Origin of the sequence: Acinetobacter sp. A1-4-2 (assembly GCF_040233925.1) — a bacterium.
Lineage (GTDB): Bacteria > Pseudomonadota > Gammaproteobacteria > Pseudomonadales > Moraxellaceae > Acinetobacter.
In genome coordinates, this window is record NZ_CP157981.1 from 2,932,407 (window position 1) to 2,948,018 (window position 15,612).

The 15,612-nt window shown below is 38.2% G+C and carries 13 protein-coding genes; 2 read left to right on the forward strand and 11 right to left on the reverse strand.

What is annotated here, in order from left to right; all coding sequences use genetic code 11:
• Window positions 1-6: 6 nt before the first annotated feature.
• Together glmS and ABJ384_RS14185 are read left to right on the forward strand one after the other, a co-directional pair.
• Window positions 7-1,845: a glutamine--fructose-6-phosphate transaminase (isomerizing) gene (glmS, locus tag ABJ384_RS14180; RefSeq protein WP_349928065.1), complete on the forward strand. Its 1,839-nt coding sequence runs from the start codon at window positions 7-9 to the stop codon at window positions 1,843-1,845.
• Between the two features lie 62 nt (window positions 1,846-1,907).
• Window positions 1,908-3,275, forward strand: a complete 1,368-nt coding sequence (locus tag ABJ384_RS14185; protein WP_349928067.1) for a phosphomannomutase CpsG — start codon at window positions 1,908-1,910, stop codon at window positions 3,273-3,275.
• Window positions 3,276-3,325: 50 nt separating this feature from the next.
• On the opposite strand, the gene galE is transcribed toward ABJ384_RS14185, so the two are convergent.
• The 11 genes from galE to wecB form a co-directional block, all read right to left on the reverse strand.
• Window positions 3,326-4,348: a UDP-glucose 4-epimerase GalE gene (gene galE, locus ABJ384_RS14190; RefSeq protein WP_349928068.1), complete on the reverse strand. Its 1,023-nt coding sequence runs from the start codon at window positions 4,346-4,348 to the stop codon at window positions 3,326-3,328.
• On the reverse strand, window positions 4,341-6,014 hold the full coding sequence (pgi, locus tag ABJ384_RS14195) for a glucose-6-phosphate isomerase (protein WP_349928070.1): 1,674 nt from the start codon (window positions 6,012-6,014) through the stop codon (window positions 4,341-4,343). Before pgi ends, galE begins: the two co-directional genes overlap by 8 nt.
• A complete protein-coding gene (locus ABJ384_RS14200) occupies window positions 6,014-7,270 on the reverse strand; it encodes a nucleotide sugar dehydrogenase (protein ID WP_349928072.1) in 1,257 nt (418 codons plus the stop codon). The genes pgi and ABJ384_RS14200 overlap by 1 nt, the downstream gene beginning before the upstream one ends.
• A gap of 11 nt (window positions 7,271-7,281) precedes the next feature.
• Window positions 7,282-8,157, reverse strand: coding sequence for a UTP--glucose-1-phosphate uridylyltransferase GalU (galU, locus tag ABJ384_RS14205; protein WP_349928074.1), 876 nt, complete (start codon window positions 8,155-8,157; stop codon window positions 7,282-7,284).
• Window positions 8,158-8,193: 36 nt separating this feature from the next.
• Window positions 8,194-8,817 (reverse strand): sugar transferase, encoded by a 624-nt coding sequence (locus ABJ384_RS14210; RefSeq protein ID WP_349928076.1) that lies wholly within the window; start codon window positions 8,815-8,817, stop codon window positions 8,194-8,196.
• 164 nt (window positions 8,818-8,981) lie between these two features.
• On the reverse strand, window positions 8,982-10,112 hold the full coding sequence (locus ABJ384_RS14215) for a glycosyltransferase (RefSeq protein WP_349928077.1): 1,131 nt from the start codon (window positions 10,110-10,112) through the stop codon (window positions 8,982-8,984).
• Window positions 10,113-10,124: 12 nt separating this feature from the next.
• Window positions 10,125-11,378, reverse strand: coding sequence for an O-antigen polymerase (locus tag ABJ384_RS14220; protein ID WP_349929755.1), 1,254 nt, complete (start codon window positions 11,376-11,378; stop codon window positions 10,125-10,127).
• Window positions 11,365-12,108 (reverse strand): DUF2837 family protein, encoded by a 744-nt coding sequence (locus tag ABJ384_RS14225; RefSeq protein ID WP_349928079.1) that lies wholly within the window; start codon window positions 12,106-12,108, stop codon window positions 11,365-11,367. Before ABJ384_RS14225 ends, ABJ384_RS14220 begins: the two co-directional genes overlap by 14 nt.
• Complete coding sequence (locus ABJ384_RS14230) at window positions 12,098-13,156, reverse strand: glycosyltransferase (RefSeq protein WP_349928081.1); 1,059 nt, start codon at window positions 13,154-13,156, stop codon at window positions 12,098-12,100. Before ABJ384_RS14230 ends, ABJ384_RS14225 begins: the two co-directional genes overlap by 11 nt.
• Window positions 13,156-14,409 (reverse strand): UDP-N-acetyl-D-mannosamine dehydrogenase, encoded by a 1,254-nt coding sequence (gene wecC / locus ABJ384_RS14235; RefSeq protein WP_349928082.1) that lies wholly within the window; start codon window positions 14,407-14,409, stop codon window positions 13,156-13,158. Before wecC ends, ABJ384_RS14230 begins: the two co-directional genes overlap by 1 nt.
• A gap of 17 nt (window positions 14,410-14,426) precedes the next feature.
• Window positions 14,427-15,551 carry a UDP-N-acetylglucosamine 2-epimerase (non-hydrolyzing) gene (gene wecB, locus ABJ384_RS14240; protein WP_349928084.1) on the reverse strand — a complete coding sequence of 375 codons (1,125 nt, stop codon included), beginning with the start codon at window positions 15,549-15,551 and terminating at the stop codon, window positions 14,427-14,429.
• Between the last annotated feature and the right edge of the window lie 61 nt (window positions 15,552-15,612).

Genomic DNA, 15,612 nt, shown 5'->3' on the forward strand with positions numbered 1-15,612 from the left:
ATAAATATGTGCGGAATTGTCGGTGGCGTTGCAGAACGTAATATTAGCAATATTCTAATTGAAGGCCTGAAGCGCCTTGAATACCGTGGCTACGATTCAGCTGGTGTTGCGCTGATCAATGGCGGTCATGTCCTGCGCGAACGCCGTGTGGGTAAAGTGATCAACCTAGAACAGGCAGTGAATGAGTCGAATATCGAAGGTTCACTAGGGATTGCCCATACCCGCTGGGCAACCCATGGCAAACCGACTGAAAATAATGCTCACCCGCATGTTTCTGGTACGGTGGCTGTGGTGCATAACGGCATTATTGAAAACTATCAAGAACTGAAAGATGATCTTGAAGCCTTGGGCTATGTGTTTACTTCACAAACGGATACCGAAGTTGTCGCACATCTGGTCAATGATGCATTGAAATCAACTTCCAGTCTTCTAGAAGCGGTTCAACAGGTTGTTCCTCAGCTCAAAGGGGCTTATGCACTGGGTATCGTGCATACCGATCATCCGAATGAGCTGATTACCGTTCGTGAAGGTTCACCTTTGGTTATTGGTGTCGGCATTGGCGAGAACTTTATCAGTTCGGATCAATTGGCCCTGCTTCCAATTACCAACCGTTTTATTTACCTGGAAGAAGGTGATATTGCACGTTTAACACGTAACAGCATTGAAGTGTTTGTGGATGGACAATTGGTGAATCGTCCAATAAAAGAACTGGATGCAACAGTCAGCAATGCATCTAAAGGTGAATATAAGCACTACATGCTCAAAGAAATTTATGAGCAACCTGAAGCGATTCAGCAGACCATTTCCCAAGCCTTGAATGGCAACGATTTACGCGAAGATTTCTTAAATAAGGCCGTTGCTGATTTTGAAAAGATTCAACAGGTGCAAATTATTGCCTGTGGAACCAGTTACCATGCCGGCATGATTGCAAAATACTGGTTTGAGCAACTGATTGACCTGCCTTGCCAGGTGGAAATTGCCAGCGAATTCCGTTACCGCACCCCTGTGATTGTCAATAACACACTTTATGTATGTATTTCTCAATCCGGTGAAACAGCCGATACTTTGGCTGCGCTGCGCGATACTCAAAAACGCGCTGCTGCAAAAAGTTTAAACATTAGCACCATGACCATTTGTAATGTGGCTACATCTTCAATGGTACGTGAAACCAATCATAGCTTGTTAACCTTGGCTGGACCTGAGATTGGCGTTGCTTCAACCAAAGCATTTACCACCCAGCTTGCTGCACTCATGCTGCTGGTACTGAAAATTGGTCAAGTGAAGCAAAGTATCTCGGCTGAACAAATTACTGCCATTACCACTGATTTATGGCATACCCCTAAAGTCATTCTAGATACTTTGCAACACGATAAAGACATTTTACGTTTATCTGAACTGTTTGTAGAAAAACAGCACTGCCTGTTTTTAGGCCGTGGTACTGAGTTCCCGATTGCTCTTGAAGGTGCATTGAAACTGAAAGAAATTTCATATATTCATGCCGAAGGTTATGCAGCAGGTGAACTGAAACATGGTCCATTGGCACTGGTGGACAATGACATGCCGGTGGTGATTCTTGCTCCGCAAGATGACATGCTCGACAAACTCAAATCCAATATGGAAGAAGTTCAGGCCCGTGGTGGTGAACTGTTTGTTTTTGCCGATGAGAACAGCGGTATTAAAGGCAAAGAGCGTCAGCATGTGGTCCATGTACCAAGTATCAGTCCACTCCTTGCGCCAATTGTTTATAGTATTCCTGTACAGCTGCTGTCATACCATGTGGCTGTATTGCGTGGAACGGATGTCGATCAGCCACGTAATCTGGCAAAATCGGTCACAGTTGAATAATAAATTCTGATATAAGGCTGGGTAACCGGCCTTTTTCTTGTAAAAGGAAAGAGTAAAAGAATATGACCCTGAGTTGTTTTAAAGCCTACGATATTCGTGGAAAATTGGGTGAAGAATTAAACGAAGACATCGCTTATAAAATTGGCCGGGCTTATGGCCAAATTTATCAACCTAAAACAGTGGTAATCGGTTGTGATATTCGTTTGAGCAGTGAAGACCTGAAGCAGGCGACCATTCGCGGTTTAAATGATGCTGGTGTTAAGGTACTCGATTTAGGCATGACCGGTACGGAAGAAGTCTATTTTGGAGCATTCCACCTGGACGTTCAAGGCGGTATTGAAGTCACTGCCAGTCATAATCCGATGGATTACAATGGCATGAAACTGGTGCGTGAAAATGCCCGTCCGATCAGTGCAGATACGGGTTTAAAAGACATCCAGCTTTTAGCAGAATCGGGGGTATTTAAAGACGTTGAGCAAAAAGGGACGACCGAAAAATATAATATCCTGCCTGAATTTGTCGATCACCTGATGACCTATATTAATCCGGCAAAAATCCGCCCAATGAAACTGGTGATGAATGCCGGCAATGGTGCCGCAGGTCATGTGGTGGATGCGATTGAAGAAAAATTCAAAATCCTGAATGTACCGGTAGAATTTATTAAAATTCACCATGAAGCCGATGGTACATTCCCAAATGGTATTCCTAACCCGCTGCTTGTTGAAAACCGTGACAGCACGCGTAAAGCCGTCATTGAGCATGGGGCTGACATGGGCCTTGCCTGGGATGGTGACTTTGACCGCTGCTTCCTGTTTGATGAAAAAGGGCAGTTTATTGAAGGCTATTATATTGTCGGTCTATTGGCACAAGCGTTCTTGCTGAAACAGTCGGGTGAGAAAATTGTGCATGACCCTCGCCTGGTCTGGAATACCTTTGACATTGTTGAACAATACCAAGGGGAAGCGATCCAGTCTAAATCTGGTCATTCTTTCATTAAAGAAAAAATGCGTGAGCATAATGCCGTGTATGGCGGAGAAATGAGTGCACACCATTATTTCCGTGACTTTGCCTATTGCGATAGCGGCATGATTCCATGGCTGTTAACGATGTCGGTATTGTCTGAAACCCAAAAACCGTTGTCTAACCTAGTAGAAGAAATGATTGCAAAATTCCCATGCTCAGGTGAAATCAACTTCAAAGTGGCAGATACCCAAACGACCATTCAAAAGATTTTTGATCACTATGCCGATCAAAATCCACTCCTTGATCAGACGGACGGTGTGAGTTTAGATTTTGGTGCATGGCGTTTAAACGTACGTGCTTCCAATACCGAGCCATTACTGCGCTTAAATATTGAAAGCCGTGCAGATAAAAATCCTAAACTAATACAAGATTATGTGGATGAATTAACCCAACTGATTCAAGGCTAAGGATTACTGGTATTAAAAAAGGAGCTTGATCGAAAGCTCCTTTTTCATATCTACTGGTTGCGATAACCATTCGGATTTTGCTTTTGCCAGTTCCAGCTGTCCGCCAGCATATCTTCCAGAGTATATTGCGGTTTCCAGCCTAACTCTTTTACTGCACGGGCATTATCGGCAAAAGACGTCGCCACATCTCCGGCACGACGAGGAGCAATTTCAAATGGAATCTTCACCCCATTGACCTGCTCAAAGGTATTTTTGATCTGTAAGACCGAGCAGCCATGACCGGTACCAATATTCCAGGTACGGCAGCCTTGTGCTTGCAGACGATTATTTAATGCACATAAATGCGCATTCGCCAGATCGACGACATGGATATAATCCCGTACCCCAGTCCCATCTACCGTATCGTAATCATCACCAAAAATAGATAGTTTTTCACGACGACCAACTGCCACTTGGGTCACATACGGCATCAGGTTATTCGGAATCCCTTGTGGGTCTTCACCAATCTGGCCACTTTTATGCGCGCCGACCGGGTTAAAATAACGTAGCAAAGCAATCGACCAGCGTTCATCGGATACAGACAGCTTTTGTAATAATTGTTCTACAATCAACTTGGTATAACCATAGTTATTGCTCGGCATCCCAGTCAGCATGTCTTCATTTAAAGGCGATACATTGGCCTCATCATACACTGTGGCCGATGAACTGAAGACCAGATTAAATACCCCTGCATGCTGCATGGCCTGTACCAGTTGAATGGAACCAGAAATATTATTATCAAAATAAGCCAGTGGAATTTGCTGGCTTTCCCCTACTGCTTTTAGCCCGGCAAAATGAATCACGGCATCAATGTGCTGCTGCTGAAAAACCTGATCTAGAACCTGTGCATCACGAATATCACCCTGCACAAAAGTCAGGGGTTTGCCACTGATCTGTTGTACACGATTTAAAGATTCTTCCGAACTATTGCACAGATTATCTAGCACAATGACCTCATGGTCTGAATTTAACAGTTGCACGCAGGTATGTGAGCCAATATAACCTGCTCCACCGGTCACTAAAATTTTAGCCATGGGTTTTTCCTAATAATATATGTATTAAGCCTTGAGTCGAGGCATCTAAATCTGAAATATTCTGACTTTCGCCACTTAAAATCGGCAGTAGCTGATTGGCAATTTCTTTACCCTTTTCAACCCCCCATTGATCAAAGGGATTAATATTCCAAAGGACAGACTGCACAAACACTTTATGTTCATACATGGCAATCAACATACCCAGGCTATAAGGGGTCAGCTCTTTGAGTAAAATGGTGCTACTGGGCTGATTGCCTGCATATTGTTTATAGGCAGGTAAATCATTGAGTTCAGTCTGATCTAATGCCTGATTACCAAAAGCCAGTAAACGCGACTGTGCCAGACAGTTTGACAAGGCCAAATGATGCTGCTCAATCAAGGCATCGGCATTGTCTACATAAGTAAATTGCTGGGCATTATAGCGTTTGACTGGTGCAATAAAATCACAGCTGACGGCTTGTGTACCTTGATGCAATAATTGATAAAAAGCATGCTGGGCATTGGGTCCGACCTCCCCCCACACAATCGGGCAAGTATTGGTTTCAACCTGCTCACCTGTACGTTGAATCGATTTACCATTCGATTCCATTTCCAGCTGCTGTAAATAGGCCGCAAAGTATTTTAAACGGCCATCATAAGGCAAAATAGCATGGGTCTGGATATCTAGAAAGTTGGTATTCCAAGCACCCAGCAAGCCCATCAATACCGGAATATTGTGTGCAAAAGGGGCATTTTGGAAATGCTGATCCATCACATAAGCCCCGGCCAGCAGCTGCTTAAAGCCAGCAACCCCGATACTGAGCGCAACGGGCAAACCAATACATGACCAGAGCGAATAACGCCCTCCGACCCAGTCCCAAAGCAACAACTGATTTTCAGGAGCTATGCCCCATTCGGTCATTTTCTCAGGTTTGGTCGAGACGCCGATAAAATGGTGTTTCAGAATATGCGGATGCTGACCTAAAGCTTTTTCCAGCCATAAACGCACGGTTTGCGCATTGGACAAGGTATCAATGGTGCCAAAAGACTTGGATGAGATAATAAATAAAGTAGTTTCAGGACGTAGCTGATGCAGCAATGCTGATAGCTGGCTGCCATCCATGGTCGAGACAAAATGTACACCTAAAGACTTGGCAGTCTGTTTTTTAAAATCAGATAGCGCATGGCTGACCATCAAGGGCCCAAGATCCGAACCTCCAACACCAATATTGACCACATCCTGGATCACCTCCCCGGTCGCACCACGACATTGACCGGCATGGATTTTTTCCACCAAGGTATACATGCGCTGAAGTTGCTGATGAACCTGCGCTGCAACTTCAGCATGCTGTTGATTATCTAGAGGCAAACGTAATGCCCAGTGCATCGCCGCACGCTGTTCGGTATAGTTAATGGCTTCACTGGAAAACAGCCGTTTAATCCAGGGTTTAAGCTCTTGTGCATTGGCCCATTCAACCAAACGGTCAATTACAGCCTGATTGACCCGATGCTTGCTAAAATCAAAAACCACATTGTCTAAATTTACAGAAAATTTTTGAAAACGCTCATCATCTTCTGCAAAAAAATCGGTTAAATGTTTATTTTTTAATTCATTTTTTAAGTTTAACAGCTTACCCAGAACTGAATGTGTCTCTTCTACCGGATAAGGTTGTGCTTGAGTCATCATTAACGCCCTACCCCCATATAGGCAAATCCCTGCGCTTTAATATAATCAGGATCATAAATATTTCGACCATCTAAAATCAGGGGATGCTGCATTACTTTTAATAAAGTTGGGTAATCCAGACTCCAATATTGTTTCCAGGCGGTTAACAGGCATAAGGCATGTGCACCATTTACAGCTTCATACTGGTCAACACAATAGATCAAGTCTTCACGATGTCCATAGACTTTTTCAATTTCAGCCAAAGCCTGCGGATCATGCAGTTTGACCATCACCCCTTGTGCCCATAAGGCTTTCAGCATGGTATGAATGGGGGATTGCTGGATACGTGCCGTATTTTCTTTAAAAGAGGCACCCCAAATTGCCACCGTTTTAGCTTTTAAATCGCCATGATAATAATTCCACAGTTTTCTAAACAGCAGCTCTTTTTGTTGTTCATTGATTTCCCAGACCTGCGCCAACAGCTGACTTTTAGCCCCTGTCCCGGACACGGTATTAGTCAAAGTAAGAATATCATGCGAGAAATTTTCACCACCAAAACCCGCACCTGGATACAGATACGATGACCCTATCCGGCTATCCGCTGCCATGCCCTGACGCACATGCTCGATATCAATGCCCAGTTTTTCGGCCACTACGGCAAGGTCATTGATATAGCTGATTCGTGTCGCCAACATGCCTGAAATGCTGAGTTTGGTAAATTCGGCATCTAGAATGGGCATAAATAAATATTGCTGATGGCGCGGAAATAATGGACGCAGTAATTCCTGGATTTTGAGTTGAACCTTGCTTTGCTCACAGCCCACAATTAACTGCTCGGCTTGAGTCATGCTGGCCAAGGCATTTCCCTCCTGAATGATGTCAGGTAAATACACCCAATCATCTTCAGGTAAATACTTTTGTAATTTGTCCGTACCATGTAAGCCTAGCGTGGATGCATTAATCATCAGTTTAGGATGAATAATTTGACGCTGACCGATTTCTTTTAATATTTCAATCCCCAGATTTTCTTCAGTCGGATTAAAACTAAAGAAATAGGCATCCATATCCAGGGCAATATCATTCAGGTGACAGTATTTTAAAAAACCACTTTGTTCTTGTTTATCCACTAACTGTTTGACCGCATCATCTTGGGCATAAGCTTGTTCTAAAGCACTTTTTTTTAGAAAATCACACCAATACACCTGATGACCACATTCGGCCAACAATGCTGACAGAACACCTGCATACAGGGTTTGTCCAAATACTGCAACCTTCATTATTCACCGCCTTATAATGCAAGTTCCCGGATGAGTGCTTTAAAGTCCTCACCCAATTTAGGATGATCTACACCATAATGTAACACGGCTTTGAGATAACCCAGTTTGCTGCCGCAGTCAAAGGTTTGACCTTTCATTCGATAGGCTTCCACCGTTTCCGTCTTTTGTAATTCTGCAATCGCATCGGTGAGCTGAATTTCGTTCCCTGCACCTTTGGAGGTATTTTCCAATAACTGCATAATCTTGGCCGGCAATACATAGCGACCCACCACGGAAAGATTGGAGGGTGCCGTCCCAACCACCGGTTTTTCTACAATCCCTTGCATTTTAATACTTTCACCTTCTGCAGGGGATGCAGCCACATCCACAATACCGTATTGATCAACTAGATGATCCGGCACAGCTTCCACCATAATTTGTGAAGATTGAGATGCGTTAAAACGTTGAATCATTAAACTTAAATCATTGACCGGATCAGAATCTTTCACCAATACATCAGGCAGTAAAACTGCAAAGTCGTCTTTCCCAATCACATCTTTGGCACAGAGCACGGCATGACCTAAACCGAGGGGTTGTGGCTGACGTACACTCACCACACTGACATGCGGCGGTAAAATCTCGGTAATTTCTTTAAGCAAATCAAATTTCTTTTTGTTTTCAAGCGTCGTTTCCAGCTCAAAATTATGGTCGAAATAATTTTCAATTGATGCTTTGGAAGAATGAGTCACCAAAACAATCTGTTCAATTCCTGCTGCGACAGCCTCACGTACCACATATTCAATCGCAGGACGGTCGACCACGGTCACCATTTCTTTAGGGATGGATTTACTGGCCGGTAAAAAACGTGTGCCTAAACCTGCGACTGGGAGGATAGCTTTTTTGATCATAATATTTACAAAATTGGAAATAGACAGAAACTTATTTTATCTATTTTTCGACAGAGTCGTGTTCGAAATATTTTTACTCGAAAAACGCGCTGCTCCTACTTCCTGATCTGGAGCATTAATACCTTCTTTTTTTAACATGACTTTAACAGTTTTAAACATAATTTTAAAATCAAGCCAAAGGGATTGTTGCTCAACATATCGCACATCTAATTCAAATTTTTCTTCCCAGGACAAATGATTCCGGCCGCTGACTTGTGCCAGTCCTGTCATACCCGGCTTCACCTCATGGCGACGCATTTGGTGAGGAGTATAGTGTTCAAGAAATTCCTTCATTTGAGGACGAGGGCCAACAATACTCATGTCGCCTTTTAGGACATTAATGAGTTGTGGCATTTCATCCAGGCTTGTAGAACGCAATTTATGGCCAAAAGGAGTAATACGTTGATCATCAGGTAAAGGATTTCCTTCTTTATCCGTCGCATTTAGCATAGACCTGAATTTAATCATTTTAAAGATCTTTGCATCCTGTCCTGGTCGTTCCTGCAGAAAAAATATAGGTGAACCTATATTTTTACGAACTTTATAAGCAACCCAAAGGAAAATTGGACTCAACAGAGCTAATGCTGTTAAAGCTATTAGAAAATCAATTAAACGTTTCATTTATATAACCTTAATTATCCTTATTTAGTCCTCAAGAAAGTTATTAAACTAAAATTATTCAATGCTTATTGATGCAGCAATTTTTATGAAGATGCTCATATTCCACAACTTTTCTCTTAAAAAGTATTATATCTTGAAATGGTTTATTTTTGATGTAAATTTACTTAAATCATAGATATAAGCTTTTCAACTGTAACATCACGTAAATACTCAGCTTTTATTTTTTCTCTATTTTGCAAGCACAATTGCTGATATTTACCGCTTTCCTGAATTTGCTGGATTTCATTCTTTAAGGCCTGAATATTGCAAGGGGCAATTAAAGACACATTCTGAAAATTTTCTAATGTTTTTCCTGCTACACCAACGCCACCATATAAAACATATTTTCCGGTAGATAAATATTCATATAATTTAGAAGGCATAGCAGTAGCAAATTCTGGAGTTAATTGTGCATATAAAATGTCAGATTGAGTATATATTTCTAAAAGCTCGTCAAACTGACGACGACCCAAGAAGTTCAAATTCTGCTGATTAGGATTAGCTAATGTATGTATTCTTTCAAAATCTGTGCCCGCACCCACAATATTAAATTGAACATGCGGTAACAGTTTGCTTGCTTCAATCAGTGTTGATAAATCTTGCGCCAAACCTACATTACCAATATAAGTTACAGTAAACTGATTAGAGTGATTCTGCTGAACGTGACTTAACTTTTCAAAAACTGAAAGTGAGACTCCATTTGGAACTTTAACGATTAATTCTTTATTAGAGATATATTTAGAAATATAATCAAACTCATGATCATTTGTGACACTAACAATATCGAATCTTTTTAAATTGAGTAGTGCACTTTGTGTAAAAATCTTTTTAGCAGTTCTATTTATTAAAGATTTCTCATCTAAATATTCCCAGCTTAAATCACGAATATCTAAAATTTTAGTTTTTCCTGTTTTTAATAAGAAGCTTAAGTGCAGTAAAAACATTGATGGAATGGTGATTAAATTTACCTCACAATTGAGTTCATTGGCTTTATTTAATACCAGTGAGGCTATTTTCATTTCCAAAAAAGCACGTTTTATAAAAGATGAAATTTTTGTATCAATAAATGGAATTTTAAAATGTGCGAAGCTTTCATGTTCCAATAAATTAAAGGCTTCATTATCCATAGAAATCAGTTTAACTTGGTGTCCAGCCGCTAGAAACGAATTTACAAAACTAAGTACACGATTTCTTGAAGCATTTTCATTTTCCAGACTATTGGCACTAATAATACATACACATTTATGATCAAGCATTTAACAACTCTTTTATTTAAATTTAATATATTTTGTACCAAAAAAACATACAAAACACACAATTATTGGAATCAAAGAATACATAAAACCATTATATATAGCACCCCTTGCAAATATTAAGGATACAGTACAAATTATAGAAAAAACACATATTCTAAATATTGAATCTTTATCAAAAAATTTGTTAAGCAATTCCAGTAAACCAATATAGAGTCCAAGAAAAGAAGAATATATGAAAGCCCCAAACCACCATGCATTACCATAAGCATCACCAAACACGGTAGGATGTATCGATAATCTATCCGATGGATTAGAACCATAATAAGCAGAATGCATTATATATGAAAATTCTTCTGGTTTAATCCCAGGAAATGCAAAAAAAATAATTCTTTTAATTGTATTATTGTTTTCAAACCCACTAAAATTATTATTATTTTGAACAAAATAATAAAACCCATTAATTAGAGTGTTTTCAGCTCCATCTGAAGCTGCTTCAAACCCTTCTAAAAAATCACTCTCTAAAAAATCATTTAGATCCGAACTATGACGAACCGCACGCGCCAAAATAAAAACAAAAAACATTAAAAATAAAAAAATTATAGGTTTAATTACCTCAACGCCTTTTTTTGTGTATAAAAAATAACAAAAAAGTGGAGTAATAAACATTAGAATATAACTTCTAGTTTTTAAAACAAAAATTGAAAAAATCAAAAATAGTAAAACTTGAATATAAATAGCTATTTTTATTTTCTTATTTTCATTATATAAATAGTTAGAAAGCAAAATAGAACTCGAAATATAGCATAAATAAGTAGCCAAAATAATTAAAAAACCACCATTAACCACATCCCACCAATTAACTGCCATCAGTGAACTGATTGAGTTAATATTCAATCCTTTTAAAAAAAGAATAAAAGCCAAGCTTAAAATAAAAAATAAAATAAATAATTCTCTAGTTATAATTTTTGTATCAATATTTATACTTATAATATTTTTCCAAATTTTTTCAACTTTAAATATTTTAACTGTAATAAATCTTACAAAGATTAATACCAATAAAAATAAACATGAAAATAATGTCGCCTCCAAATAAGTTTCATATTTAAAAAAAGACTCAGAAAAATTTAAGGCTATACTTAGTGTCGGCAATACTGACATCAAAATTAATGCAAAGAAAAAAATTACAAATGGGGACTTTCTATCATACTCAACTTTAATCCCATATAAAGTAATTATACATAATAATATTGAACTAAATAAAAGCATAGAATACAACACTAATAACAAATAAAGATATAAATCCAACCCCAAATATTCTACCTAAAATCAGAGAGAGCAACATATTTTCTGACTGTTCAGTGTCATCACTTAAATCAATACTTCTAGAAATTTTGGGTTCAATAATAAAGGTCAATAACACAGTAGCAAAAGCATTTGTCACACCTGAAAGCTGACTTATCATAGTTCTATAATCAGGAAAAAACAAAGCTATAAAAAAAACCATAAATACAGATAAACTATATATACAAAACACCATCCCCGAACTAATAAATATTGATTTATTTATAATTACAGATTTTTTTTTATACTTCCCTTCCCCATAAGAGGAAAAAAAATAAAATGGAAATAAAATAATTTCCTTAAATATATTTCTACCTCTTATTATATTATTAATAATTCTAGAAAAAGCTTTTATAACTTTATGTCGCATAATAAAAACAAGAAAACTAAAAATAGAAGCACCTAATAATGCACAAAAAACCATCATTAAATAGCTATTTTTATCAATTCCCTTATCTATAAGCAGGCCTAATACTGGCAATAGGGCCATCATAAAAAATCGTGTCAGCATAAAAATAGCATTCTGCAAACTGTATGCTAATGATTTTTTATTTTCTTTTACACCTGCTATACGTGCCATAAAAGACAAAACTTCTATAATATGTATACAGCTAAAGCATATAACCACTGCTAGAATTAATAAGCTATAATTCATTAAAAAAGCCTAACTCTTCTTTAATCAAAATATTTGGAGAAAATTTTTCATTTTTGTAAACTTGAGAAGCTTCGAATTCACATTTAAAATTTTTGAACTGATTCTCTTTTATAAACTTTACGTTCTCAAAATCTTTTAACATTTCTACACATACCTCAAAATCTGTAGTCACAACAGGTATGCCATATGTAACCATTTCACAAACCATCACACCTTGAGCATCATACCGTGTAGGCATCATTGCAAAGTTATATTTATTCAACAATTCTGGAATATCTTTTTGTTGAATAAACTGATTAATTACTTTGACATTACTTGGCTTTTCATTAAATAAAAAATAATTGCCCTTACCATAGATATGAAATTCTTTTTCTGGATTATTGCGTGCAGCATCAACAACCAAGTCTATTGCATATTTAGAATCATCTAAAGGTCGAATAGTAATACTATCTGCCAATTTATTCGATTCATCAAACTCATAATGATTACTTAGAAATACAGAATTACAGGCATTAGGTATAATTATTGAAGCACCTATATCTTTTGGTTTTAAATTTATATTCTTAAGAAACTGGCGCTCCATCCATTCACTAACAAAAATGCATCCTATACTATTGTTATTTGAACAAACTTTTAAGAATTTTTTTAGAATTCCCATTTTCAATTTGTCATAGCATTGAATAAATAACTTTTTCGATAGTTTCTCTTTTTTCCAACTATATGGCTTTGGATAATCCCCATATTGATATAAGACTTCATGTCCATGAAAAAAGAATACTACTTTCTTGTGCTTTATCCCTTTTAAAGCTCTAACGTGATTTTTTATATTAGGAGCATGAGAAACGATTACTTCAGCCCAGTCAATAAGTTCTTTTGAATACGGATAAACCTCTAGTGAATCGTATTCATAAGTTGTATTTGCAGCAAAGTTAATCACTTTCACATCATGCTCTAACTTTTTATATTCAACATTTCTACTATGCACATACGACATTGCATAAGGCTTATCTAGCGAAGGATAATCCTGTGATAAAACAAGGATCTTCATTAGAAGATCCCCTTCGTATCTATGATATATTTAGATTCAATAACCAAATCTTGTTTAAATTGTTTATGATCGACTAGAATTAAATGAATGTCAGCATTATCTCTTTCATCTAAACCAATTAATTTAACATTAGCTGGTAATTTTGCTGGCAAATCAGAAATATTCGGCTCAATCGCTAAAATATTTAAACCCTGTTCAGCCAGCTTTTTAGTAATTTCTAGTGCCGGACTTTCACGTAAGTCATCAATATCTGGCTTAAAAGCCAATCCATAACAAGCAACAGTTACATCTTGAATGGTTTTTTCTGGGTGTGCCTGTAAAAATTCTGCAATTTTAATTTTTACCTGATCAATCACCCATTCAGGTTTTGCATCATTCACTTCACGCGCAGTACGAATTAAACGCGCTTGCTCAGGTGTTTTTGCCACAATAAACCACGGATCAACTGCAATACAATGTCCACCCACACCTGGCCCCGGCTGTAAAATATTGACACGCGGGTGACGGTTTGCCAAAGCAATCAGTTCCCACACATTAATATCGAGCTTGTCACAAATCACCGATAATTCATTGGCAAAGGCAATGTTTACATCACGGAAAGAGTTTTCCGTTAATTTACACATTTCAGCTGTACGTGCATTAGTTTCAATGCAACCGCCTTGCACAAATGTTTTATACAAATTACTTGCTGCTGTTGAACTCAGCTGATTCATCCCGCCAATAATTCGGTCATTACTAATCAGCTCTTGTAAAACTTTACCTGGCAGCACACGTTCAGGACAATGTGCTACTAAAATATCTGCTTCACCTGCCTGCTCAGGGAATGTTAGATCAGGACGTGCTTCAGCTAACCATGCCGCCATTTGTTCGGTTGCGCCTACCGGTGAAGTTGACTCAAGAATAACTAAATTACCCGGTTTCAAATAAGGTGCTAACGCTTTAGAAGCTGCTTCAATATATTTAAGATCGGGCTGATAATTATCTTTAAACGGTGTCGGTACGGCAACAATATAAGCATCTGCTTCAACCGGTGTTGTCCGTGCAGATAACATGCCTTTTGCAACAACCACTTTCACCAAGGCATCCAAGTCTGGTTCAACAATATGTACTTTACCTTGGTTAATCATATCGACAGCATGTTGATTGACATCTACACCTGTAACTTTAATGCCATGCGCAGCAAAAGTCGCTGCTGTAGGCAGACCGATATACCCTAAGCCAATGACACAAATATTTTTAAATTGATTATTCATAATTATTACTTAAGTGCTCAGTTATTCTTTAAAAATTCAATAATTTGCTGACATGCAGTTCCGTCACCATAGGGGTTATGAGCTTCTGCCATTTGTTGATACAGTTCTGTATTTACTAATAAATCCGTTACAGATTTTTCAATTAGGGCTGTATCCGTTCCTACCAGTTTAACCGTCCCTGCCTCTACAGCTTCAGGGCGTTCCGTGGTATCACGCATAACCAATACCGGCTTGCCTAATGAAGGTGCTTCTTCCTGAATACCGCCAGAATCGGTCAAAATTAAATAACTGCGATTCATTAAATACACAAATGGCAGATAATCCTGCGGTGCAATTAAATGAATGTTTGAAATTCCGGATAGAAGCTCGTTTACTGGCTTTTGCACGTTTGGATTTAAATGCACCGGATATACAATCTGTACATCTGAATATTTTTGAGCAATATTTGCCAATGCCTGACAAATATTCAAGAAGCCTTGACCAAAATTTTCGCGACGGTGACCAGTAACTAAAATCAATTTTTTGCTTTCATCTAAAAAGCTGAATTGGGCTTTAAAATCAGCAATAATTTTGTGATCAGTTTCTACTTTTTCTTTCACCTTTAATAATGCATCAATTACAGTATTTCCTGTAATTGTTATATTTTCCGGATTAATATTTTCTTTTATTAAATTATTATAAGAGGACTGAGTCGGCGCAAAATGATAATTTGCCAATGCTCCCGTTAATTTACGGTTTGCTTCTTCCGGCCACGGCGAATAAATATCGCCTGTGCGTAATCCGGCTTCAACATGACCAATCTTCACCTTATGATAATAAGCAGCCAGCGATGCTGCAAATGTGGTGGCGGTATCGCCATGCACCAGTACTACATCTGGTAACCATTCTTCAAAAACAGCTTCCAGGCCCTTTAAAACACCAGAAGTCACATCAGAAAGTGTTTGGCCCGGTTTCATTAAATTTAAATCAAAATCGGGAGTTAAATTAAATAGTTCAAGCACTTGATCCAACATTTGACGATGTTGACCCGTTACACAAACCTTTGTTTCGAAGTTTTCATTATTTTCTTTTAACTGCAACACCAAAGGCGCCATTTTAATTGCTTCGGGCCGTGTACCAAAAACAAGTAGAACTTTTTTCACGTAAAATCCCTATCTAAATTATAGTAAAAATAAAATTTAATTAAGGTTAATATTCTAGCAA

What these genes read in the sequence shown, in the direction of transcription:
- wecC (WP_349928082.1), bottom strand. Translation starts at nt 14,409, where the DNA reads ATGAATAATCAATTTAAAAATATTTGTGTCATTGGCTTAGGGTATATC.
- galE (WP_349928068.1), bottom strand. Translation starts at nt 4,348, where the DNA reads ATGGCTAAAATTTTAGTGACCGGTGGAGCAGGTTATATTGGCTCACAT.
- ABJ384_RS14220 (WP_349929755.1), bottom strand. Translation starts at nt 11,378, where the DNA reads ATGCTTTTATTTAGTTCAATATTATTATGTATAATTACTTTATATGGG.
- ABJ384_RS14225 (WP_349928079.1), bottom strand. Translation starts at nt 12,108, where the DNA reads ATGAATTATAGCTTATTAATTCTAGCAGTGGTTATATGCTTTAGCTGT.
- ABJ384_RS14210 (WP_349928076.1), bottom strand. Translation starts at nt 8,817, where the DNA reads ATGAAACGTTTAATTGATTTTCTAATAGCTTTAACAGCATTAGCTCTG.
- ABJ384_RS14230 (WP_349928081.1), bottom strand. Translation starts at nt 13,156, where the DNA reads ATGAAGATCCTTGTTTTATCACAGGATTATCCTTCGCTAGATAAGCCT.
- pgi (WP_349928070.1), bottom strand. Translation starts at nt 6,014, where the DNA reads ATGATGACTCAAGCACAACCTTATCCGGTAGAAGAGACACATTCAGTT.
- glmS (WP_349928065.1), top strand. Translation starts at nt 7, where the DNA reads ATGTGCGGAATTGTCGGTGGCGTTGCAGAACGTAATATTAGCAATATT.
- galU (WP_349928074.1), bottom strand. Translation starts at nt 8,157, where the DNA reads ATGATCAAAAAAGCTATCCTCCCAGTCGCAGGTTTAGGCACACGTTTT.
- ABJ384_RS14185 (WP_349928067.1), top strand. Translation starts at nt 1,908, where the DNA reads ATGACCCTGAGTTGTTTTAAAGCCTACGATATTCGTGGAAAATTGGGT.
- ABJ384_RS14215 (WP_349928077.1), bottom strand. Translation starts at nt 10,112, where the DNA reads ATGCTTGATCATAAATGTGTATGTATTATTAGTGCCAATAGTCTGGAA.
- ABJ384_RS14200 (WP_349928072.1), bottom strand. Translation starts at nt 7,270, where the DNA reads ATGAAGGTTGCAGTATTTGGACAAACCCTGTATGCAGGTGTTCTGTCA.